A 22060-nucleotide genomic window follows, 5' to 3' on the forward strand; every position below is an offset into this window, starting at 1 on the left:
ATTCCGAAAATACAATCTTATGAGCAACACTTATAATTCCGGTACTGACCTGGTAGACTCCTCTGGTAATCTGGATTCTGCTCAAGATAGTAGAGACTTACCAGATATCATCTTTGATTTTTTTATTAAAATTGTAAAAAAATATGACTCCGAGACAGTCTTAGAAGAATTTATCGGATTATTTTGGTATCTGAACTGTAGCGATGAACAGGCTAATCATGCTTTGAGAACTCAACTGAAGCAGCCATCATCAACAGCCGCCATTCATCCGATACTGAAAAGAAGTTGTTATATTTTAGCCAATAACTGGTATATTAGTCGCAATTATAAAGCCGTTGAGTTACTGCTAGAACAGCTAGAAAATACCGAAAGTGATGAAGATGACATTCTCGATCCTGAATTAGGAAAACTCAGAACTCAGGTTAAATATTTTCTGCAAAGTGCTGATATTCAAGATATTCGTCATTGTGTATTACAGCATTCTCAGGGCTGGAGTAGTCGTTATAAGAGTTATTTATTAGTTAACCAATATATTGACCCAAATAACTCTCAGGAACAGCAAGAGGTAGCGCGAAATATATCTAAACAACTCCGAGAACAGTATAAATTTGACCTGGCGATGTATCTGGCTCACTCATCACCAAAAACTCAACTCCAAAATGAAACCAACATGAAAAACCCTACTCAGCTAGGAGATCAAGTTTTAGATATACTTAAAAAAACCATTTCCACCCAGCGCGTTTACAGCTATACCCATCAAGCTGAATTGTTTTTAAAAAAAACTAATAAGGTTACTTATAGAGATTTTAAAAATGCCTTACCTGAATACTTAATGATTCAGAGCGGGGAAAAATCTACTACCCGTATTTTGCGGGACAAAATTTCCGCCCAACTGAAAGATTTGTATAATTTCCATGATTACAGAATTATCAATGACGATTTAAAAATTCGGACCTGTCATAGTCTCATCGACTTTTTGACGATAGAGGATGGAGAGAACCCCTCTTTTATTTTTACATTTATGATTAATCATGGTAGTATTTTTACCTTGGCTATTCTGATGCTAAAAGTTATTTTACTAGACCACTCGTCTAAAGTACACTTAGAGTTAAAAGTGGCTCAACTGATTCAATTTTATCAAAAATATGAAGAAGAACGATGTCGTCAGTTTATATTGTTTTTGGAAATTTTCAATCTGGTATTGACAATTTTTACGGAAAACGTCCAATATCACCTGGTGAAGATGGATCAAGATGATGTATCAGGACCTCTGACTGATAACTTGGATGCTTACCGGGTTTTCTCTCAATGTAAAGGACTTGATTTGCGTCAAGCTAATCTGAATAATCTTAACTTAAAAAGTCTGGATCTCAAGGGAGCAGACTTTAGAGGTGTGAATATGATTCAAATGGATTTGAGTGAGCTTGATCTACGGTTGGCAAATTTAGAGGGTGCTAATCTCCAACAGGCTAATCTTAATGGAACTCAGTTATTTATTGTTAATTTAAAACAGAGTAATTTGCTAGAAGCGAGTCTGCTAGATGCTAATTTAGCCCGGGCGGATTTGCAGCAGGCTAATTTAAATCGTGCTGATTTAACAGGGGCTAATCTTCATCGGGCTAATTTAACAGCAGTTGATTTGACTGAGGCTAAGTTATGCTCAACTAATTTAGAAAATGCCGATTTACAAGGGGCAAATTTGGAGTTTGCTAACCTCAATGGTGCTTGTTTAAGTCAAGCTAATTTACAGGGGGTTAATTTACGCGGCGCTCAACTGCGATCGGCTAATTTGCGAGGTGTGGATTTAAGGGGGGCTTGCTTGCGAGAGGCGGCGCTGACGGAAGCTGATTTAACGGGGGCTAATCTCCAGGGTGCCAATTTGCAGGGGGCGCAACTAGACAGGGTTAATTTGACGGGAGCGATGCTGGAGCAAGCTAATCTTTCCTATGTTAAACTTAATCAGGCTAGTTTAGAGCGATCGCATTTAGTTGGTGCTAAGTTGGTTTATGCTCAACTGCGCTATAGTATTTTAAGCCACGCTAATCTAATGGGTGCTAATCTCAGCTATGCTGATTTAACCCGTGCTAATTTAGCTGGTAGCAATCTTAGCCATACCCATCTATTTCGGGCGGCTATTCGTCACGCTGACCTCGCACAAGCAGACCTCTCCAATGCTAATTTATTGGGTGCAAATTTATTTGGTAGTAATCTGACTGAAGCCCATATAACAGGTGCCAAATTTGGGAACAATTGTGGACTGTCTGACGAAACCAGAAAGTGGATAGGTTCACGGTTGGATTAGTCAGTAAATACTCGAAAATCCTGAATACGCCACCCTTTAGATTCTAGGTGAATTTGGCAGTTCATGGGAGAGACCTGGAAATCACAGATGTAATATCCCACTAAATTACCATTATCGTTACACACCCGCAAATTATATCCATAGTGGCGGGTAAATTCGGCAAAATGATGGATAAATATAAACTGTTCGAGATAGCGTTTCTGGTTCCATTGGAAACGGTTAACCACTAAAGTGATAAACCTGTCCAGATATACATTTGGTAGAATCGGGGTAGAATCCTCTCCTATAAACCACTGATTGAGCGTTTCGCCGCCGTAGCGTTTTTCAGCTAACCAAAGGCTGGGAATACTTAGTTCTGTTTGAGATAGGGGTGGTGGCGGTAAGATAGCGCGTTGAGGAAAGCAGGGTTTGGCGGTTTTATTAAATTCCCAATTGGGTAAAGTTTGCGATCGCCCTATTTCACTCCATCCCGTAATGGTCAATAAACAGAACACGAAAAAATATACCCTGGTTATCCAGGGATATTGCTGATTTAAAGCCATGATTATCTAACGTCCAGTGAACCCTGAAAAATCAGGCTATATCCAGGCTTACCTTGCTTAATCCACCTTTACCGGAGAAAGCTACTAACTAACCACAAAACTATCAGCGTGACTAAGGTAATGAACCGTTCAACTGATAGGGTAGCTCCCGCCATGGGGCTAAGTAAACTTCCCAAGATTAATCCCAGAATTAATCCCCCCACGGTCAGCAGAACCGAACGACCAAATTTGTTCTCTTTGCGGTTGAGAAAATACAGAGAGGTAGCCACCCCCAAGGCGAGGGGAAGTTGTAGCAGGGAGATCTCAATAGCTGGATATAGGCTCACAACTCCCAAACCCAGGTAAATGAATGACGGCCACATCAACTCCGCACGAGAAGGCGTATCGAACATTCCAGTCAACCAGGAGGCTTTAGGAGTGGTCTGGGGTTGAACTTCCTTCGCAGGCGGCCCCGCGATGCGTTCAGGAAAGCGAATCCGCTCAGGTACTTTGATTTTACCCTCTTGGCGCATTCTGAGGCGATCCATAAGGATGGCATCATAAGCGGCCTCAATAGATTCTATCACCTGGCGCTCACCGGTGTGCTGTTCTCTCAGGCGATCGCGGGCATCCTGAATTTCATCAAAGGATGCGTCAATCGTAACCCCAAGGTGTTCATAAGGACTTTGCTGGCTCATCGCATTTAATTTAACTGGAGTCTAATCAATTGACATTGGACCCGCCGTCAAACGGACGGGGATTCCCAAACCTGACGATTTAGGCTTACTGTTTCATCGCACTCACCTCTACCCTCAAGGAGTTTCTGGTCTTCTAGTCCTGACCCAGACCATCCCCGCCAGCCCTGCGGTTGTGATGAGTCGATCAAAACTCATAGAGATGAGATGATGAGATGATGGGTTGATTTTAGCACAATCTTCTATGGAATTGTGTGGCTGGGGTGGTTTGGCAGATGCAACAAGATTAGGAAAAACTAACTATTCCAGACCATTGAACCAATTTCAGCCGATCGCGCCGCGAGGAAAATAATAGCTCAGGCTGGCTGTAGGTACACTCAGAACAGATAGCTATTTGCTCAGGGTCTAAACCAACGGCTTCGAGTTGCAAAGCGTTAAAACGGCGAATATCGACCCGTAGGCGATCGGGTTCCGGGTCAGACAATAGGGGGGGGTCTGGTAGGTGGAATAAGGGTTCTAAAATTTCGGAGATACTGCTGGCTGTATCAATCATTTGTAGGGTAGCGCCTAGTTTGACTGCTACATCCTGTGAGACTTGATAGCATTCCCCGGAAATAGCTGGACCCATGGCGACTCGTAAATTAGCAATCTGGCTGCCTTGCTGTTGAAATTGAGCGATCGCCAATGGTAGAATTCTGGTAGATGTACCGCGCCACCCGGCATGAATGGCAGCTACTCGCCCGGTTACCACATCACCTATAAGCACAGGAACACAGTCAGCACTGGCTACCCAGACGGATTCTAAGCCTTTATTGGTTATTAAGCCATCAGCTTCCGACCAGGATATTTCCTCGCTATTGGTTTCAGTTTTTGGTATAGGGGAAACCTGAGTGGTTTTGAAAACCTGGTTACCATGAACCTGTTTGAGACGGTAGACCTGGGCGGATGGTTCCAGAACCTGCACTAAATCAACAGGAGAACGGGGGCTAAATCGTCGCGAAAAAAAACCATGTGGCCAGTCTTTTAAGATACTACAGGTTAAATAGGGCAGTTGTTGCCACTGATACCAAGTCCAGATGTGCATTGTGTCAGTGAAAAGAGATTTCAGGGAACAGCTTAACCGGGAAAGCGCGACAATTATTGATTTAACTTACCGGGATATTTGATTAAATGGATTGCGATCGCATACTGGGTGCTTTACAGGCTTTACAAGAAAACGCCGTGGCTGTTGGCTCGCCGACGGTCTCCTACCTTGACCTTGATGCTTCTCCGTCTATCCTCATATTCGATCAGCTTGGTTCCACTAATGAAACCCTGTGGGAGTTGTTGAACACTGGTAAAGCCGCTCATAGAACCACAGTGATCGCTCTCCAACAAACAGCGGGACGGGGACAATGGGGGCGTGAGTGGCAGTCAGAATTGGGGGGATTGTACTTGTCTTATGCCCTCGCCCTCCATCAGACTATCACAGATGCTGCTACCCCACAGCATAACTATATAGCCTGGTTAACCCAATGTAGTGCTTGGGGTATTGCTACAGTTTTACGCTCGCGCGGTATTCCCGTATGGCTGAAATGGCCTAATGATCTGCTCCTGACAAAACGCAAATTGGGTGGTATCCTAACAGAAACTAAAGTCCACAAGGGAAAAATCAGCCAAGCCGTGATTGGAGTCGGTCTGAATTGGAGTAACTCTGTACCCCCCACTGGCATTAATCTGCAAGAATTTTTCAATGCACATCCCACTACGCCTGGGGTAAACTCACGAGAAATGTTGGCAGCTATTGTGATCTGGGGTATCGAGTTAGGGTTAATGCACTATGCACAGAGGGGAAGTAAGGGTCTGATGTCATCCTATATGCAACTGCTTCTTCTGAACTCATCGGACTCTTAACCCTTTCGCGGAGCGACTACGCAGTAGCATCCCCCTGGGAAATTATTTCCCCATTGTACGTCAGGCTCTGTAGAATGAAACTCGGTTAAAGCCTAAACAACTCAATTCTACAATTGCCCAATTTATCATCTGGTTGTGTGAGGAAATGACAGAATCCAGTTACTCTAAATCTAATGTAAAATCTACCCAGCCTATTTCCCATAATAGTAGACTGTCCTGGCGCTCCCTGGCGTTGGGATTAAGCTGTTTGAGTGGGGTAGGATTATTGGTAAATCGTGCGATCGCCTATGAAGAATTTTCTATCCCCTTTGATAACGAACCCCTAGAATCCTACAACACCTACACCCCCGAACCAGAACCCTATTACGCGCCGCCAGTTCAGGAATCTTATATAGCGCCAGAACCCTACTACGAACCAGAACCCTATTACGCGCCGCCAGTTCAGGAATCTTATATAGCGCCAGAACCCTACTACGAACCAGAACCCTATTACGCGCCGCCAGTTCAGGAATCTTATATAGCGCCAGAACCTTACTACGAACCAGAACCCTATTACGAACCAGAACCCTATTATGAGCCACCCATAGAAAGGTCAGGTGGTTACATCGCCCCACCAGAACAGCCGATTTATCTGCCAGAAAAGCACCAAACGGCATCGCCACCCTCTTATGAGAATATTTCTCCCCCATCTGCATCCACAGCCCAGGGAACACCATTTAATAACCCAGATCATAACTTTATCGACCCTACAGATTACAGTATTGGGGCTACAGGAGGCGGTGGTTATGAAGCGCCTTCAACCGTCATCTTTTCCGAGCGCCAGACAGGTTGTGAAACAGTGGTTGGAGTCGGTCAAACTGTTGATCGATTGTGTGTTCCGCCACCCGCACCTATTGCTGGAATTCCTGGTCAGCCTACTTATGGGACAGGATATCCCAGCGGGGGAGGTAAAACAGTTACTCAGCACCGTCAGCCTTCCCATTCATTCGGTCAACAAGCAACAGGAAGAACTCACTCAGCCCACAGCAGAGGCTGGGGAACTACAAACGTCGCCGCCAGTTATGGTGGCTCTCCAGACTATTCCTATCAGGTCCCTGTAGCCGGATTAAGTCCCGTGCAAGTGGGACCCATCAGCATGAGTGCGATGAGTAATTCAGGTTTGAGTTACTATAAGCGCACCATGCGACCCCCCAGACTTCCCGGAAATTCAGATACTCACCTGCTTTTCCCCCTCAGTATTCCCGCCCCAATTACTTCATTATTTGGTTGGCGACAACACCCAATTTTGGGAACTGGCAGCTTCCATACAGGTATTGATTTCGGAGCAGATACCGGAACTCCTGTAGTGGCATCTTATTCAGGGGAAGTTACCCTGGCTGACTGGTTAGGGGGATATGGTTTAACCGTGGTTCTTAACCACCAGAAAAAATCGAAAGAAACCCTTTATGCTCACCTATCAGAATTGTTTGTCAAACCGGGAGAATTTGTCCAACAAGGGGAGGTAATTGGACGGGTAGGAAGTACGGGAATGTCTACAGGACCTCACCTGCACTTTGAGTTACGGAAGCTGACTAATGAAGGCTGGGTAGCGATTGATCCACTATTACAGATAGAATTTGCCCTCGCTCAACTAATCAATACTCTGCGCGTGGCTGAAGTACCAGCAGAGGAATTTATTGCTGCCTTACCTAACCAAACGAGGAACTGGGAAACTGGTTTGCCTCAACTGCCTCCCCTTCCTCCGGGTATGGATATCATTGTTCCCAATTTGGAACCACCTACCATCAACTTTGGCTTTAAAGAAAACGTGGAGAAAGCACAACAATAGGCGATAGGTTTTGCGCCACCAAAAACTGATAATTTACCCGCCTTCAATAGTATGGCGGGTTTATTGGTTGCTAATTCACTTGGTAAAATATCTGTGGATCCCCGGAAGTAGAGAAGAGAAGGAAAGGAGAGGAGCGATCGCCTTGTCAGATATGCTATAGTCAAGTCAGAACTATCGGTTCTCTTGTATATGACTGCCACCGAATCTTTAACGACTCTACCGGATCATACCCAACTTCCCTGTGAAGACGGAACCTTTGTGAAAAACTTTCAAGAACACCCCCAAAGTATCCTATTAACCGATTCTATTCGTCCGGTTCTTAATCAAATACATCCAGACGGACAATATTGCATTGGTCAAGATAGTGGGATTTACTGGCGCATTACAGACCCACCCCAAAAAGGAGCGGAAGCACCGGACTGGTTTTATGTGGCGAATGTTCCCCCTACTCTTAATGGTAAACTGCGACGGTCTTATGTATTGTGGCAAGAATTAATCTGTCCCCAAATCATCATTGAATTTGTATCTGGGGATGGTTCAGAAGAACGGGATAAAACCGCTTGGAAAGGCAAGTTTTGGATTTATGAAACGGTAATAAGAACGCCGTATTATGCCATCTATGAAGTGGAAAAATCTCAGGTAGAAGTGTATCGTTTAGAGGGTAGTTTCTATGAGTTGCTAACCCCAAATAACCGCAATCATTACCCAATTCCCGAAATGGGAGTAGAGTTAGGTATCTGGTCGGGAATATATCAGAACGTGGAATTACCTTGGTTGCGTTGGTGGGATAGTGATGGTAATTTACTGTTATCTGGTGAAGAACGAGCGGAACGGGAACAACAACGAGCGGAACATGAACGACAACGAGCGGAACATGAACGACAACGAGCGGAACATGAACGACAACGAGCCGATCGCCTAGCAGCTCGTTTACAGGAATTGGGAATTGATCCTAATGAAATCATCTGAAATTATCCAATTTGGGCTTTAGTGTCATAGAAGTAGAGAAGAGAAGGAAAGGAGAGGAGCGATCGCCTTGTCAGATATGCTATAGTCAAGTCAGAACTATCGGTTCTCTTGTATATGACTGCCACCGAATCTTTAACGACTCTACCGGATCATACCCAACTTCCCTGTGAAGACGGAACCTTTGTGAAAAACTTTCAAGAACACCCCCAAAGTATCCTATTAACCGATTCTATTCGTCCGGTTCTTAATCAAATACATCCAGACGGACAATATTGCATTGGTCAAGATAGTGGGATTTACTGGCGCATTACAGACCCACCCCAAAAAGGAGCGGAAGCACCGGACTGGTTTTATGTGGCGAATGTTCCCCCTACTCTTAATGGTAAACTGCGACGGTCTTATGTATTGTGGCAAGAATTAATCTGTCCCCAAATCATCATTGAATTTGTATCTGGGGATGGTTCAGAAGAACGAGATAAAACCGCTTGGAAAGGCAAGTTTTGGATTTATGAAACGGTAATAAGAACGCCGTATTATGCCATCTATGAAGTGGAAAAATCTCAGGTAGAAGTGTATCGTTTAGAGGGTAGTTTCTATGAGTTGCTAACCCCAAATAACCGCAATCATTACCCAATTCCCGAAATGGGAGTAGAGTTAGGTATCTGGTCGGGAATATATCAGAACGTGGAATTACCTTGGTTGCGTTGGTGGGATAGTGATGGTAATTTACTGTTATCTGGTGAAGAACGAGCGGAACGGGAACAACAACGAGCGGAACGGGAACGACAACGAGCCGATCGCCTAGCAGCTCGTTTACAGGAATTGGGAATTGATCCTAATGAAATCATCTGAAATTATCCAATTTGGGCTTTAGTGTCATAGAAGTGGAAAAGAGAAGGAGAGGAGCGATCGCCTTGTCAGATATGCTATAGTTAAGTCAGAACTATCGGTTCTCTTGTATATGACTGCCACCGAATCTTTAACGACTCTACCGGATCATACCCAACTTCCCTGTGAAGACGGAACCTTTGTGAAAAACTTTCAAGAACACCCCCAAAGTATCCTATTAACCGATTCTATTCGTCCGGTTCTTAATCAAATACATCCAGACGGACAATATTGCATTGGTCAAGATAGTGGGATTTACTGGCGCATTACAGACCCACCCCAAAAAGGAGCGGAAGCACCGGACTGGTTTTATGTAGCGAATGTTCCCCCGACCCTCAATGGTAAACTGCGACGGTCTTATGTATTGTGGCAAGAATTAATCTGTCCCCAAATCATCATCGAATTTGTATCTGGGGATGGTTCAGAAGAACGAGATAAAACCGCTTGGAAAGGCAAGTTTTGGATTTATGAAACGGTAATAAGAACGCCGTATTATGCCATCTATGAAGTGGAAAAATCTCAGGTAGAAGTGTATCGTTTAGAGGGTAGTTTCTATGAGTTGCTAACCCCAAATAACCGCAATCATTACCCAATTCCCGAAATGGGAGTAGAGTTAGGTATCTGGTCGGGAATATATCAGAACGTGGAATTACCTTGGTTGCGTTGGTGGGATAGTGATGGTAATTTACTGTTATCTGGTGAAGAACGAGCGGAACGGGAACGACAACGAGCCGATCGCCTAGCAGCTCGTTTACAGGAATTGGGAATTGATCCGAATGAAATTATGTGAAATTATATAATTATGGCGTTAGTGCCATAGTCAAAAATCGTGTTTCCAACTATGTCCTATAGATTGTTATTTGTTTGTCTGGGAAATATTTGTCGATCGCCTTCAGCCGAGAATATTATGAATCATCTGATCGAAGAGGCTAATTTGAGCGATCGCATTGTCTGTGATTCGGCGGGGACATCAGGCTATCATATTGGTTCGGCCCCTGATCCTCGTATGACTATGGCTGCGAAAAAACGAGGCATTGTCCTCAAGGGTTCTGCTCGTCAGTTCACCGCCTCCGATTTTGATAATTTCGATCTAATTTTGGCGATGGATCAGGACAATTATCAGCAAATTCTGTATCTTGATCGAGGGAAAAAATATGGTGATAAGGTTAAGCTAATGTGCGATTTCTGTAGCCATCATACCCTCAAAGAAGTTCCCGATCCCTACTATGGTGGCCCGGAAGGTTTTAATCAGGTGATTGATTTGCTACTAGATGCCTGTGAAGGCTTATTAGAATTTGTAGTTAATCAACCATCGGTTAATTAATTAGGTCATTTTCCAAGGCAAACCGTACCAGTGCAGCGCGGTTACTGCTGTCAGTTTTGCGGAGTAAACTGCTAACATACTTTTCGACAGTGCGAGAACTCAGATGCAGAGAATTTCCGATTTTGACGTTGGATAATCCTTCTGTAAGTAGGTTCAAAACCTGTTGTTCTCGTTCGGTGAGATGAATGTTGGTAGTTGATAAACTGTGAAAATGATGCCGTTTATAACGGGGACTGGTATGGTTTGATAGGGGTTCATTAATCCGAGACCTCCATTCTGCTTCAATGAGTTGCGATCGCTCTAAAAGCGCCCTAATCACTACACCTAACTCATCTAATTCAAAAGGCTTAGGGAGATAATTATCACACCCGAGTTGATAGCCCCGAATCCGCTCTTCGGTACTGGTATGAGCGGTTAAAAAAATCACTGGTAACAAACGGAAACCAGGTTGGGAACGAACTCGCTTGACTAGCTCAAAACCATCCATTTCTGGCATGGCAATATCTGTTACTATCAGGTGTGGTTGATGCTTTTCTACCAATTCGAGTGCTTCCTGACCATTGGTGGCAGAAATGACCATATATCCTGACATTTCCAGATAATCGCTAATCGAAAGGCGAGTTCCCAAATCATCATCAACGACTAGAAGTGTCAAAGGCATAGGAACTGGAGATAAAAGACTAGAGATTTAGATTCTCTATGGGTTTTAGAGATAGGCTGACTCACAAAAAACACCTCACCAACTAGGAAGTTAATACCAAATGCTGTAGCTATCCTCAAATCGCCACTACTTAAATGATTATTTGGGATTGTTTATTTTAACATTATATGTAGTTGACAAGTGGATAGCTTAAGGGATAAGTATTTATCCCTGTACTGATCAGTGGCATGGCAGGGGGCTGTATGATTAGGCATACATCTGGGTTTCCAAGACTTTGATGGTTTGCTGGCGGGTTTTCTGATATGTAAATAATTGTCTCACATCAAATTGAGAAGATAACACTCTTTCCGGCAGCCACTCCCCCGGCTGAGTTATGGCTTGTAAGCCTTGGAGTTCTGTGATCATGTCTCTATAGGCGGGTAAGCCAGATAATTTACTAGATCGAGGGTTGGGTGTGTCTCCAAAGGAACCCACAGCTTGCCAATTTTTACCTGTGGCTGTGGTGGTGCGATCGCTATTATGACCTATACCCAAGGCCATTTTTTCGGTAGCGGGGAGTAAGGCTACTTGGGCGATCGCCACCAGGGCTGCTGTCCCAATTAATCCAGTTATCCCCTCTAGCATTGGCATTCCCGATAACAGACCCAAACCACCACGGGAGACACTGTTATAAGCCGACTCGGCTAGAGTTCCAGGTAAAACTTCAATGGGTGGGAAGTTGGCTGAAGGTCTCTGTTGGGGTTGGGTCTCGTTTATATAGGCTTTAGCAGTAGCGATCGCTTTCCAGGACTGTTCCCAATGGTCTGATGGTAATTCACTGTGCAGCTGAAAGCTACCTTCTCGCCATAGGTAAAAAATCACCTGACACACTTGGGGAATTTCAGCTTGTGCTATCCAAGCCTCAAAGCGTTTGAATAGGGGCTGATTCTGAATGTTTTTTCCCTGACGAAACTTGGTAAATACAGATAAAAAATCTGGTCGTTCTTCCTGTGCAATGGTCTGGCAGGTATTAATACTACTAATAATTATGGCATCTACAGTCATTGACCAAGCCATTGCACTAGATATCAGATAATATTGTTTGATAATCTTAGGGAGGGAGGAATGCAAAACTATCGCATCCAGACGAGTGAGGTTGTCTAAATTAGTAACCATCTCCCCGGCACGCAAATATTGATAAGTGCTGCGGATATCTCGTTGTTCTGTTAGTTCTAATTGACCTGCATTTAAGGCTGACTCAATAGATTTTTCAATAGCCATTAATCGGGAATTATAACTAGCAATAAGATAGCGCTGACTTAACTCGGAATATACAGGAGAAGACAGAAACAAATAATCCAGCAAATTGAGGGTATTAGGGTCTGTGATAGCCGAGCCTGATTGCAGATTATTATAAGCCTGAAAACATCTAACTTTACTGCGGTCATGAATGGGAGATTGTACAATCAGGTTGTTGATTTTACGGTCAATATTATCAGAGGGCTGGTTGAGTAAAGTATGCAAAATTAAAAAGGCATCCTCTCCCTGCAATCCACACCCTTTCAGACGCAGATTAGCACCTTCTGAGCTATGGGGTGGGATTTTCACTTCATATCTTTTACCTGTTTTTACCATAACCATTTGAGTCCCCCCATTGGTGGCAATTGGAGCCGGGACAAAAATATGATAAAGCTCATCTGTACTCCAGTCATATTCTGGATTAGTGGGGATTTCGTCCTCGGCTTCTGGATAAATATTTTCCACCCATCCTTGAGCGCGTTTCACCACAGAAGCCCCAGAATTGGTGGCTGTATGTATTGCGGCTTTCCCCACTTCGGAAGCGCGATGAGTAATCGAATCCCCTATCTCAGTTGCTGTTTTTCGAGCTGTTTCCGTGGCTCGATCGCTCAGGGATTTACCCAACCCTGATGCGGGTTGACTCCAATTTTTAGGCAGACCGGATACTTTCTGGTTTACGGAATCCCAAAAAGATTGATTTTGGCGATCGCCCATAGTCTACAACTCCATCACAACTCGCATTAAACCAACAGTAGTCTTCACTCAATTATTTCTGCTTCTTAGAACAGAAATCTTAACAGTAGGGGAGTAGCACTTTCCAGAAGTCCCATAACCCCGCCATTACGGGCTCTAAGTTCCTGGGGATTTTGACGAAATTCGATAATTTCAATCAACTGAGCAGTAATTTCCTGCCCTTCCTGGCTCCCCCATCTATTATATAGTTCTTGAGCCTGTTTAGCATCCGACATGGCTCTATTTAAATCACCACTATCAGCCCAAGCCATACTGCGAGCAAAATAAGCCGCCGCCAGGTTAGGATTGAGACTCAGGGCGCGGTTGTAGTGGTCTATGGCATTTTTATAGTTCCCTTCCAAGGCTTCTTTAACTCCCAGGCGATAGAAATCCTCGGCGTTGCCAATATTAGTCGGGAGTCCCACCACTCCAATTAATTGAGCCTCAGTAATATTAGCCTCAAGGGCGATCGCATTAGCCAAATAAGCGCCTCGCAAATCCGACCCCGCCAGGTTCGCCCCAGTCAGGTTCGCCCCAGTCAGGTTCGCCCCAAATAAACTCGCCCCAGTCAGGTTCGCCCCAGTCAGATTAGCCCCAGTCAGGTTAGCACGACTCAGGTTAGCCCCAGTCAGGTTAGCCCCGCTGAGGTTCGCGCCGCTGAGATCTGCTAACACCAAACCCGCATTAGTCAGATTGCAGTTTGGACATTCTTTAGTTGATAGGAGTTGTCGGATCTCCTGTAAATTACTGGCCCGGACCGGAGCCATTGGTAGGATAGCAATCGACAGGGTAATCATCGTTAGAATTGGGAATTTCATCGAAGATCTCCGGTAGCGAGTAAGCGTTCATGAACCTTTATTCTATACCATTTTCCGCCCATGACTTGGGTGGTATATATGCGGCAATTGTGATCTCAATCAGGTTTAATATTGATCACAATCACAATGGCTGACGCGCTCTATCACTTCCATAATCCCCAGAACGTAAGATAATAGCTACATAGCGTTATATGAGTTCCCATGCTGGCGCAATTCTCACCCTCATCTAACAATCTCGATGCTCTAATTGATCGCATTTTTGTTTCTCGCAAGATCACCCGCGAGGACCAAAAGCAACTTATGTACTTGCTTCTATCCAAGGAATGTCTGAGTGATGAAGAACACGACTGCATTAACGAAGTATTCGATCGCCTACGTCGGGGATTACTCCACGTTGTTGAGTAAATTATCGAAAATTTTTGGTTGAAAACCCCGTCGTTCTACGACGGCTTTTCTTGGTTTTTAATGTAAGACTTCAGAACCTCTAATGGTGCGCCACCGCTTGAAGATACAAAATAACTAGGCGACCATAAAGATTCTTTTCCGTAGAGTTTAGGGAATCTGGCTTGCCCATATCTACGACTGGCAAATCCTTTTAAAGCATTTACTATGACAGAAATAGAGAGTTGAGGAGGGTATTCAACTAAGGTATGAATATGGTCTGACTCCCCATTAAATTCCAGCACTTGAAAATTCATTTTTTCAGCCACTTCTCGAAAATACTTCAGGATTAACATCAGGCTCTCCACTGTCAAGATTTGGCGACGATACTTAGTCACACAGACCAAATGAATCTTTAAATCCGAAACAGACGCTCTTTTCGTCAAAGGGTTGACATCTACCAGACTCCTAGCTATAATTAATGCAGACTCATACATTTTTACAGTATGAAGCTAAGATATCGATATCGAATTTACCCAACAGACCAACAATAGAGATTGATGTCTCAATTGTTCGGATGCTGTCGGGTAATATTTAACGATGCCTTAGCATATTGTCAAGAACAATACCGTGCGGGTAACAAAAAGCCTAATATCAACGAACTTTCTCAAAGACTTACAGAACTCAAAAAAACCGAGGAAAAAATCTGGTTGGGAGAAGTTTCTTCTATTCCCTTACAACAGTCTTTAAGAGATTTAGAGCAGGCTTACTCTAACTTTTTCAAATCCTGTAAAGGACAAAGAAAAGGTAAGAAAGTTAAACCTCCCAAGTTTAAAAAGCGTAAATCTAAGCAATCCGCTAGATTTATGGATAATGGTTTTAAACACCTTAATTCCGATTACATTTACATCGCTAAAATTGGTGATATTAAAGTAGTATGGAGTAGAGAGTTACCCACAAAACCTTCTAGTGCCACCTTAATCAAAGACAGTGCTGATAGGTATTTTGTCAGTTTTGTTGTTGAGTTTAATCCTCAACCCTTACCGGAAAACCAAAATTCTGTAGGAATTGATTTAGGAATCACTGATTTTGCCACATTAAGCAATGGTGAGAAAGTTAAATCTCCTAAGCCTTTAAAGAAACAACTAAAGCGTTTAAGAAGATGACAACGTAATTTGTCGAGGAAACAGAAAGGCAGTCAAAGAAGGGAAGTTGCTAGAAAGAAATTAGCTAAACTTTACGCCAAGATTTCTGATACCAGAAACGATTTTCTTCAGAAATTGTCAACTCGGATTATTCGTGAAAACCAAACGATAGTCTTGGAAGATTTAAAGGTTTCAGGGATGATGAAAAACCGAAAACTATCCCGTGCTATTTCAGATTTGGGTTGGCGCAGTTTGAGAACAATGCTAGAAGTTAAATCTGTTATGTACGGGCGTGATTTTCGTGTCATTGATAGATGGATTCCCACTTCTCAAACCGGTTCTGGCTGCGGTTTTCGCGGTGGCAAAAAAGAATTAAATATGAGAGAGTGGACTTGTTTAAATTGTGGCACATCTCATGATAGAGATGTTAACGCTGCGATTAATATTAAGGTCGCCGGAGGGCATTTGGAGACTTTAAACGGATGTGGAGAGAGGGTCAGACTTTCTGTAAAGAAAGCACATCTCAATGAAGCGTCAACCCGTCCAGCATTTCAACAATTGTCAATCTTTGATTTGTTGAAATAGATGGAAAGCCCCGTTAGCGCACGCCGGGACGGATAGGCGGATGTCAAAACTCATGCAGGCAGAATATACGATTAATTTCGCCTCCCCAAAACACGAGAAACCCCCTCCAGATTTCCCGGTTTGTTGATCGGCATATTCTCGGTCAATACTTATTCAAATTTACGATAAGGGAACCTACCTTGGTTGGTATCAAACCATTGATTCCAAAGGGTAGTGTTTTCTGGGCTGGCAATAGTTGAATTAACTACTCGGCTCCACTCCCGGCTGTTCATGGGTAGGATACATCCGTAATTCTCGAAGGTCAGGGGTTGGCTGGGAACCAGTTGAAAGTTCTGGCGATCGCTCCCATCTTTCCACAACTGTCCAAGCAACAGAATACCATCACTAACAATGCCTTGTAATTCCCCTGCCTGTAAGCGGCGGATACCTTCAGCGCGGCTAGGGACGGCTTCCCATTGGGCTTCTGGGTAAACTGGGCGCAACTCGCTATCAGCGGTGGTAGATTCTAAAAATCCAATGGTAACCCGTTCCAAGCTAACGGTTGAAATGTCTGTTTCGGATAGTTGGGTGGGGTCAAGGCGATCGCGATTTTCAGTTTTGACTAACATCTGAATCCCCGTTACAAAAAAGGGAGTAGAAAAATCCACCCCATTTTCCCGTTCAGCGGTGATGCTAGTAGCCTCGCACACCAGGTCTAGGTTTCCCTTTTGGACTTGTTCAAAGCGATCGAGTAGGGTAACAGTAGTCATCTCCAACCGGATCGGCTGGTTTAGCTTCTCTTCAAGGCGACCATGAATCAACCTAATCAAATCGACAGAATATCCCTCGATCTCGCCATTATCGTTTAAATAGCTAAAGGGAACCGCATCAGTCCGTACACCCGCCCGCAGGACTCCAGTTCGTTCAATTTGTTCTAAAACAGTTTCCGCCGCTGCATATCCAGTAAAGCCCACACTCAGGATTAAGCTAAGTAGGGGAATTGCCAATTTTTGATTCATAGATCTAATTTAAATGGTGGGCGATTATCAAAAAAACCGAGTTAAAAACTTGGCCCAATTGGGGAAAGGAAATTGATGGTATCATAGCACTGTTGGCAAGGACAATCAAGCCAGTTAAATATTTAACCAGGTGGTGTCGAGATAATCGATTTGAACGTGGGGACTCAGGGCTGTTAGTACCTGTTTTCCATAGGTGCGACGAGTTACCCGACTATCTAATAGGGCTACGATACCTTGTTTGTGGCGAACGGGAGCGACAGCACCCTGTAACTCTCTTAAGGCGGCGGGGAGTAAATATAGCCGAAACCAGTCCTGGCGCTGCTGTTTGTAGTAGGCGACCGTCCCGGCTACTAGGGGATTTTCTAGGGAGGGTAAGGGTAAAGTGGCGATCGCTAACAAATGGGGAGAAACTAACTGATGCTGATGGTTTCGCCAAAATTGCCAACCCGTAACTAAAACCCCTGTTTCGCTGATAGCCGTGGTTTCCACCTGTACTAGGGAACCAAACTCAGAAGCTAACACCGCCGCCACTCTTCCTTTGAGGGGAATATCCTCAACCAATATAACTTTCAAACCACTAATATTGATACTCATACATAGTAAGGTCCGCAATTGCTCAATTAATGCCTTCTCAAACTGGGGTGTATTTGGCATGGGTATCCCAGAAGGTAGATAAAGTTGAATTAATTGGCTTTGGCGATCGGGTGTAAATTTCACACAGGTTAAATCCCCTAATCCCATGCTCTGACGATAAATGGGAGCGTTTTTATCCAAGTCTAAAGCGCCGCCAATCAAGACTACGGGTTGTTTTTCCCAAATGGGACTCAAGGCTGAAGCTACTTCTAGGGGACTGCAATATAATTTGAATGAACCCTGCGCGCGGTCAACTTCTACCCACTTTAGTTGATTTTCAGATAACCATTGATGGTAAAACTCGTGCCACCGAGAGTCTAAGCCTTGACTAGAGGTTTCGGCTGAGGTAGTAGTTGATTCTGTGGGTTGTGTAAGAGCCACAAACAGATTTTGGAGAATATCCTGTTCTTCGGAGTCGAGGAGATGACAACCATAAAGATTAGCTGGGTGCGCGAAAATTGAGCGAATTAGACGCACTTGGGTTAACTGGAGGGTGTCTCGCCATTCTGGTCGATTCTGGGTTAATAGGGTCCAGTCTGACCATTCTAAGGCGACGGTGAGGCGATCGCGACTCCACTGTTCTAAATCATCGGCACCATCAATAATGGTGGGAATATGTGGGGGAAAGTGCTGGTTTTCGCCTAGTCTATCTGCTAACCATATTTGAGGGGTGGTTAGTAGCAAACCCTGAAAATCTTGACTTGGCCAGCGATCGCCTTTTTGAATCGCCATCAGGGGTAATTTCTGATCATCTGCATCTGTAATACCCTGAATTTTGGGAACTTCTACGGTCAAGAGTTGCTCAATTACCGATTCGGAGGCGACGATGACAGTGGCTTTTTTCCCAACTAAAACCGGAATTAGATAACTAAACCGATAGGGATGATCGAGGACTTTTGGCATCACCCCGGTTTGAATTAATGCACTACGTCCCAAACGCAAGGCGCGCGCCACTAATCTTGTCATTGTCAAATAGTGTGGCCAGTCCATGTCACCAACGGACTGCACCAAACGACGAACCAGATTATGTGCTTCTACTTCAATCACAGGGTTATCAAGCCAAATATTTAGTAATGGTGCCAGAGGTTCTCAACTTCAGCCCATCGACTTCTAGTTTAGCTTGTAGTGAGCAGAACACCGACCAACCCACAGCATCGAACCCGGACCCATGAATGATTAATGGTTAACCTGGAGATTTGATGCTACTGTTAGGGCATATCATTGAAACTGTTAATAAAAGCCATTACTTGGTCAAAATTAGGGGTGGAATTGGCATCGGAACCACTATTAGGAGAGGGATTGAGTTTGCTGATTTGCGAGTTTTCATGAACCATAATCATTTTCTGGCCGCCATTGGTTAATTGCGTGCGGGTCGGTTTACTAAAAAATGGCGGATTGAATTCTGAGCGAATGGTGCGGGCTATTTTTTTCATCTCATTAACTTTGGCAATGACTTTACTCATAGCGCTTAACAATTGCGATCGCCGTTCTTTGGTCAGCCCGGAATCTTGAATCTGACGCAGTAAATTCACGATATTTTTCTGGGTTTGGGGAGCATCATCAAAGGGTAAAATAGCCAGACAGCCAATAGCAAATAGTTCTTGTTCTTGGTTAGCAATAAATGTGATTTTGGTAGTGCGATCGCCTACTTCTAGGCTGGGGGGACGTTCCATGACGGGAAACTCTTGAGCAATTTTGTGGTAAATGTTGGCTAAAGCCATATTCGCATCTTGATCTAAGGAGGAATTAACCAGAATCTCAACTATAGGTCGAGTTTGATTAAAAAACTTTCGGAGACTTTCCCGATCAAAATGATAAACCTGACTATGATCACCATTAGCACTCAAATCCACCCATTCACAGGTAATCTCATCAGCTTTTAGATTAAACCTAGAAACTTGATAAAGTTTAGCGCCAGTTAATGTGGCTCCCGACAAGTCTGCGCCACTCCAATTGGCTCGAATTAAGTTAGCTTGGCTCAAGTCAGCGTGAACTAAACTAGCCTTTACTAACACCGCGCTGCTTAAATTAGCACCGGATAAATTAGCGCCACTGAGGTTAGCCTCTGTCAAATTAGCACCACTGAGGTCAGCGCCTTGTAGGTCAATCCAGCGCATATTTGCACCACTAAAATCAGCATTACTCAAGTTAGCATAGGTCAGATTTGCTTGTCTTAATTCCGCATTACTAAAATCAGCTTTAGGTAAATTAACTTTAACTAAATCCGCTCCTCGTAGGTCGGTTTTGGTAAATTTAGTCAAAGCTCCAGAAGCGCCTCGCAGGTTCGCACCACTTAAATTAGCACCATTAAAGTTAGTCTGCTGAAGTTTGGTTTCACGCAGATCCGCCCCATTTAAGTTGGCTTGGGTGAAGTTAGCTTTAGTGAGTTTCGCTCTAATTAATTCAGCTCGAATTAATAGGGAGTTAATTAACTGTGCTTCCGTCAAATCTACTCTTGCTAAATTAGCTACATTAATGGTGGCTTGATTTAAAATAGCTTTGGTGAGATTAGCATTACTTAATCGAGCTACATTCAGATTAGCACGACTCAAATTCACTTCCCTTAAATCCGAGGCGCTTAAATTAGCTACACTCAAGGATGCACCACTTAAATTAGCTCCGGCTAGGTTAATTCGACTCAAATTGATTTCGTTTAAATTGATGTCCTCAAAATCTCGTTCTCCATCTCGATATTTTTTGACAATTTCATAAACTTTAAGAACGTCACTCTCAGAATTTTGATGGTTGTTAGTATCTGTCATTCTGTGGAAAATTCACTGTTGATGTTAAAATGATTAAGAGAGCAATTAACGAGGGAGCTAGAGGATTTTTGATGACATAATTATGGGGAATCAAAACTGGCTACAAAACTGGTGAAAATATCTGGTGTTGCCATTGCCATTTGCCGATATTTTTCGGGTGTGATTTTGGATAAATCCATCAACCCAGGAATATGACTAAACTTCCTCCCAAATTCGGGATGGCTATGAATAGCTAAATATTCCCCGACTAAGTTACTTAAAATGGTTTGAGTAGGATGGTGAAAAAATGGATGATTGCCGTCAATTTCTTCCTGTAACTTTTCGGATAACAAATGGTCTTCTAAACGGCTGATTTTTTTAATTATATCGATGCCAAACTGAATCACTTGGTTAGATAATCTGACTCCCATTTGAGAACTATTTTCCAAGGTGAGCATCCGCAATGATTCCAGAATACACTCTCTGGTTTTGGCGACATCTGCAAAGGGTAGAATCACTACATAAGCTGTCAGAAATAGCTGTTCCTCATCATCTATTCTAAACGATAAGAGGGTTCGGCGCGAACCTATATCAATGCTAGGGGGAGATTTGATAAAGGGATAGTGTTGGATAATTTGCCGATATATGGAAGCTAAAATGCAGTGGGTATCTGGGTCTAGGGGGGCATTAATACGGATTTGAACGGTGGGAGATTCAACGTTAAAAAATTGATGAGCTTGTTGGGAACTAAAACGCTGTATTTTGCTACCATCACCGTTAGGACTCAGATCAATCCAATCGCAGGTGATCTCATCTGCAATTAAACTAAATCTGGACAATCCATAAAGTTTAGTTCCTGTCAATGCGGAACCTCGCAGGTTAGCATCTGTCCAGTCACAGTCTATCAAATTAGCTTGGGTTAAATCAGCATGAATGGCGCTACAATTGAGTAAACTTGCGCCACTAAGATTAGCACCGCGTAAACTTGCGCCACTTAATTGGGTGGCTTCTAAGTTGGCGCCACTCAGGTTAGCACCACTTAAATTCGCCCAGCGGAGATTTGCGCCACTCAGGTTAGCACCACGAAGATCTGCGCCATTTAGTTCAGCTTGTCGCAGTTCAGCGTTACGGAGATTAACCCCCCTGAGATCGGCTCGTGTAAGATCAGCACGGGTTAGGTTGGATCTTTCTAGGTTACTGAGAATTAAACAGGCTTCTGATAGGTTAGCGCCGGATAAATTGGTTTGTTGGAGGTCGGCGTGTCTGAGGGTGGCTTCTCTTAAATCTGCTTCGGTTAAATTCGCCCCATTGACTATGGCTTCGCTGAGTTCGGCTCGCATTAGTTCGGCGCGAATTAAGGACGCATCGACGAGGTTGGCTTGACTGAGATCGGCTCTGATCAGGTTGGCGACGTTGAGAACTGCTTCATTGAGGTTGGCTCCCTGGAGAATAGCGCCGCTAAGTTTGGAAACGTTCAGTTTGGCTCGAGTTAGGTTAACGCCTGTTAGGTTGGCTCCGCTAAAGTTGGTAACGCTCAAAACGGCTTCGGTAAAATTAGCCTGACTAAGATTGACCCGGCTCAGATTGGCTTCACATAGCAGAATGGCACTAAAATCACGGTTCCCGGATTGGTATTCTAGCAGCAGTTCTTCGGCATCCATGCCTTTT

19 protein-coding genes and 1 pseudogene are annotated in these 22060 nt (G+C 43.8%); 9 read left to right on the plus strand and 11 right to left on the minus strand.

The genetic code is table 11. The features are described from left to right. The first annotated feature begins 19 nt into the window (after positions 1-19). On the plus strand, positions 20-2302 hold the full coding sequence (locus HFV01_RS14230) for a pentapeptide repeat-containing protein (protein ID WP_006669676.1): 2283 nt from the start codon (positions 20-22) through the stop codon (positions 2300-2302). Here the strand turns inward: HFV01_RS14230 and HFV01_RS14235 are convergent. From HFV01_RS14235 to pgeF, 3 genes are all read right to left on the minus strand, one after another. Beyond that, positions 2299-2844 (minus strand): hypothetical protein, encoded by a 546-nt coding sequence (locus tag HFV01_RS14235; protein WP_006669675.1) that lies wholly within the window; start codon positions 2842-2844, stop codon positions 2299-2301. The two genes, HFV01_RS14230 and HFV01_RS14235, sit on opposite strands and share 4 nt — an antisense overlap. A gap of 68 nt (positions 2845-2912) precedes the next feature. Further along, positions 2913-3521, minus strand: coding sequence for a CPP1-like family protein (locus HFV01_RS14240; RefSeq protein ID WP_006625858.1), 609 nt, complete (start codon positions 3519-3521; stop codon positions 2913-2915). Positions 3522-3804: 283 nt separating this feature from the next. Then, the gene (gene pgeF / locus HFV01_RS14245; RefSeq protein WP_006625860.1) at positions 3805-4602 is read right to left on the minus strand and encodes a peptidoglycan editing factor PgeF; all 798 of its coding nucleotides are present in this window, start codon (positions 4600-4602) and stop codon (positions 3805-3807) included. Between the two features lie 86 nt (positions 4603-4688). On the opposite strand from pgeF, the gene HFV01_RS14250 reads away from it, so the two are divergent. The 6 genes from HFV01_RS14250 (at position 4689) to HFV01_RS14275 (ending at position 10420) form a co-directional block, all read left to right on the plus strand. After that, entirely contained in the window at positions 4689-5411 is a 723-nt protein-coding gene (locus HFV01_RS14250; RefSeq protein ID WP_193521221.1) for a biotin--[acetyl-CoA-carboxylase] ligase, read from the plus strand. 145 nt (positions 5412-5556) lie between these two features. Then, positions 5557-7239, plus strand: coding sequence for a M23 family metallopeptidase (locus tag HFV01_RS14255; protein ID WP_108614921.1), 1683 nt, complete (start codon positions 5557-5559; stop codon positions 7237-7239). Positions 7240-7428: 189 nt separating this feature from the next. Further along, a complete protein-coding gene (locus HFV01_RS14260) occupies positions 7429-8208 on the plus strand; it encodes a Uma2 family endonuclease (protein WP_193521222.1) in 780 nt (259 codons plus the stop codon). A gap of 114 nt (positions 8209-8322) precedes the next feature. Continuing rightward, positions 8323-9060, plus strand: a complete 738-nt coding sequence (locus HFV01_RS14265) for a Uma2 family endonuclease (protein ID WP_193521223.1) — start codon at positions 8323-8325, stop codon at positions 9058-9060. 109 nt (positions 9061-9169) lie between these two features. Further along, the gene (locus tag HFV01_RS14270) at positions 9170-9886 is read left to right on the plus strand and encodes a Uma2 family endonuclease (protein WP_052584706.1); all 717 of its coding nucleotides are present in this window, start codon (positions 9170-9172) and stop codon (positions 9884-9886) included. A 51-nt stretch (positions 9887-9937) separates the two neighbouring features. Next, entirely contained in the window at positions 9938-10420 is a 483-nt protein-coding gene (locus tag HFV01_RS14275) for a low molecular weight protein-tyrosine-phosphatase (protein WP_006669755.1), read from the plus strand. Here HFV01_RS14275 and HFV01_RS14280 read toward each other — a convergent pair. From HFV01_RS14280 to HFV01_RS14290, 3 genes are all read right to left on the minus strand, one after another. Next, the gene (locus HFV01_RS14280) at positions 10413-11081 is read right to left on the minus strand and encodes a response regulator transcription factor (protein WP_006625870.1); all 669 of its coding nucleotides are present in this window, start codon (positions 11079-11081) and stop codon (positions 10413-10415) included. The genes HFV01_RS14275 and HFV01_RS14280 overlap by 8 nt on opposite strands. 246 nt (positions 11082-11327) lie before the next feature. After that, complete coding sequence (locus HFV01_RS14285; RefSeq protein ID WP_193521224.1) at positions 11328-13073, minus strand: hypothetical protein; 1746 nt, start codon at positions 13071-13073, stop codon at positions 11328-11330. A 65-nt stretch (positions 13074-13138) separates the two neighbouring features. Further along, positions 13139-13909 (minus strand): pentapeptide repeat-containing protein, encoded by a 771-nt coding sequence (locus HFV01_RS14290; protein ID WP_193521225.1) that lies wholly within the window; start codon positions 13907-13909, stop codon positions 13139-13141. A 201-nt stretch (positions 13910-14110) separates the two neighbouring features. Between HFV01_RS14290 and HFV01_RS14295 the strand changes: the two genes are divergently transcribed. After that, the gene (locus HFV01_RS14295) at positions 14111-14314 is read left to right on the plus strand and encodes a hypothetical protein (protein ID WP_006625873.1); all 204 of its coding nucleotides are present in this window, start codon (positions 14111-14113) and stop codon (positions 14312-14314) included. Between the two features lie 35 nt (positions 14315-14349). On the opposite strand, the gene tnpA is transcribed toward HFV01_RS14295, so the two are convergent. After that, a complete protein-coding gene (tnpA, locus tag HFV01_RS14300) occupies positions 14350-14787 on the minus strand; it encodes an IS200/IS605 family transposase (protein WP_006669757.1) in 438 nt (145 codons plus the stop codon). Between the two features lie 63 nt (positions 14788-14850). Between tnpA and HFV01_RS14305 the strand changes: the two are divergent. Further along, a pseudogene (locus tag HFV01_RS14305) lies at positions 14851-16020 on the plus strand (RNA-guided endonuclease InsQ/TnpB family protein). Positions 16021-16169: 149 nt separating this feature from the next. Here HFV01_RS14305 and HFV01_RS14310 read toward each other — a convergent pair. The 4 genes from HFV01_RS14310 to HFV01_RS14325 all read right to left on the minus strand — a co-directional run bounded on the left by HFV01_RS14310 (position 16170) and on the right by HFV01_RS14325 (position 22053). After that, on the minus strand, positions 16170-17018 hold the full coding sequence (locus tag HFV01_RS14310) for an amino acid ABC transporter substrate-binding protein (protein WP_006625876.1): 849 nt from the start codon (positions 17016-17018) through the stop codon (positions 16170-16172). Between the two features lie 114 nt (positions 17019-17132). Next, complete coding sequence (locus HFV01_RS14315; protein WP_193521226.1) at positions 17133-18698, minus strand: helicase C-terminal domain-containing protein; 1566 nt, start codon at positions 18696-18698, stop codon at positions 17133-17135. 161 nt (positions 18699-18859) lie between these two features. Continuing rightward, the gene (locus HFV01_RS14320; RefSeq protein WP_006625878.1) at positions 18860-20413 is read right to left on the minus strand and encodes a pentapeptide repeat-containing protein; all 1554 of its coding nucleotides are present in this window, start codon (positions 20411-20413) and stop codon (positions 18860-18862) included. 80 nt (positions 20414-20493) lie between these two features. Beyond that, positions 20494-22053 carry a pentapeptide repeat-containing protein gene (locus tag HFV01_RS14325; RefSeq protein ID WP_006625879.1) on the minus strand — a complete coding sequence of 520 codons (1560 nt, stop codon included), beginning with the start codon at positions 22051-22053 and terminating at the stop codon, positions 20494-20496. Positions 22054-22060 lie beyond the last annotated feature (7 nt).

Origin of the sequence: Limnospira fusiformis SAG 85.79 (assembly GCF_012516315.1) — a bacterium.
Taxonomy (GTDB): domain Bacteria; phylum Cyanobacteriota; class Cyanobacteriia; order Cyanobacteriales; family Microcoleaceae; genus Limnospira; species Limnospira fusiformis.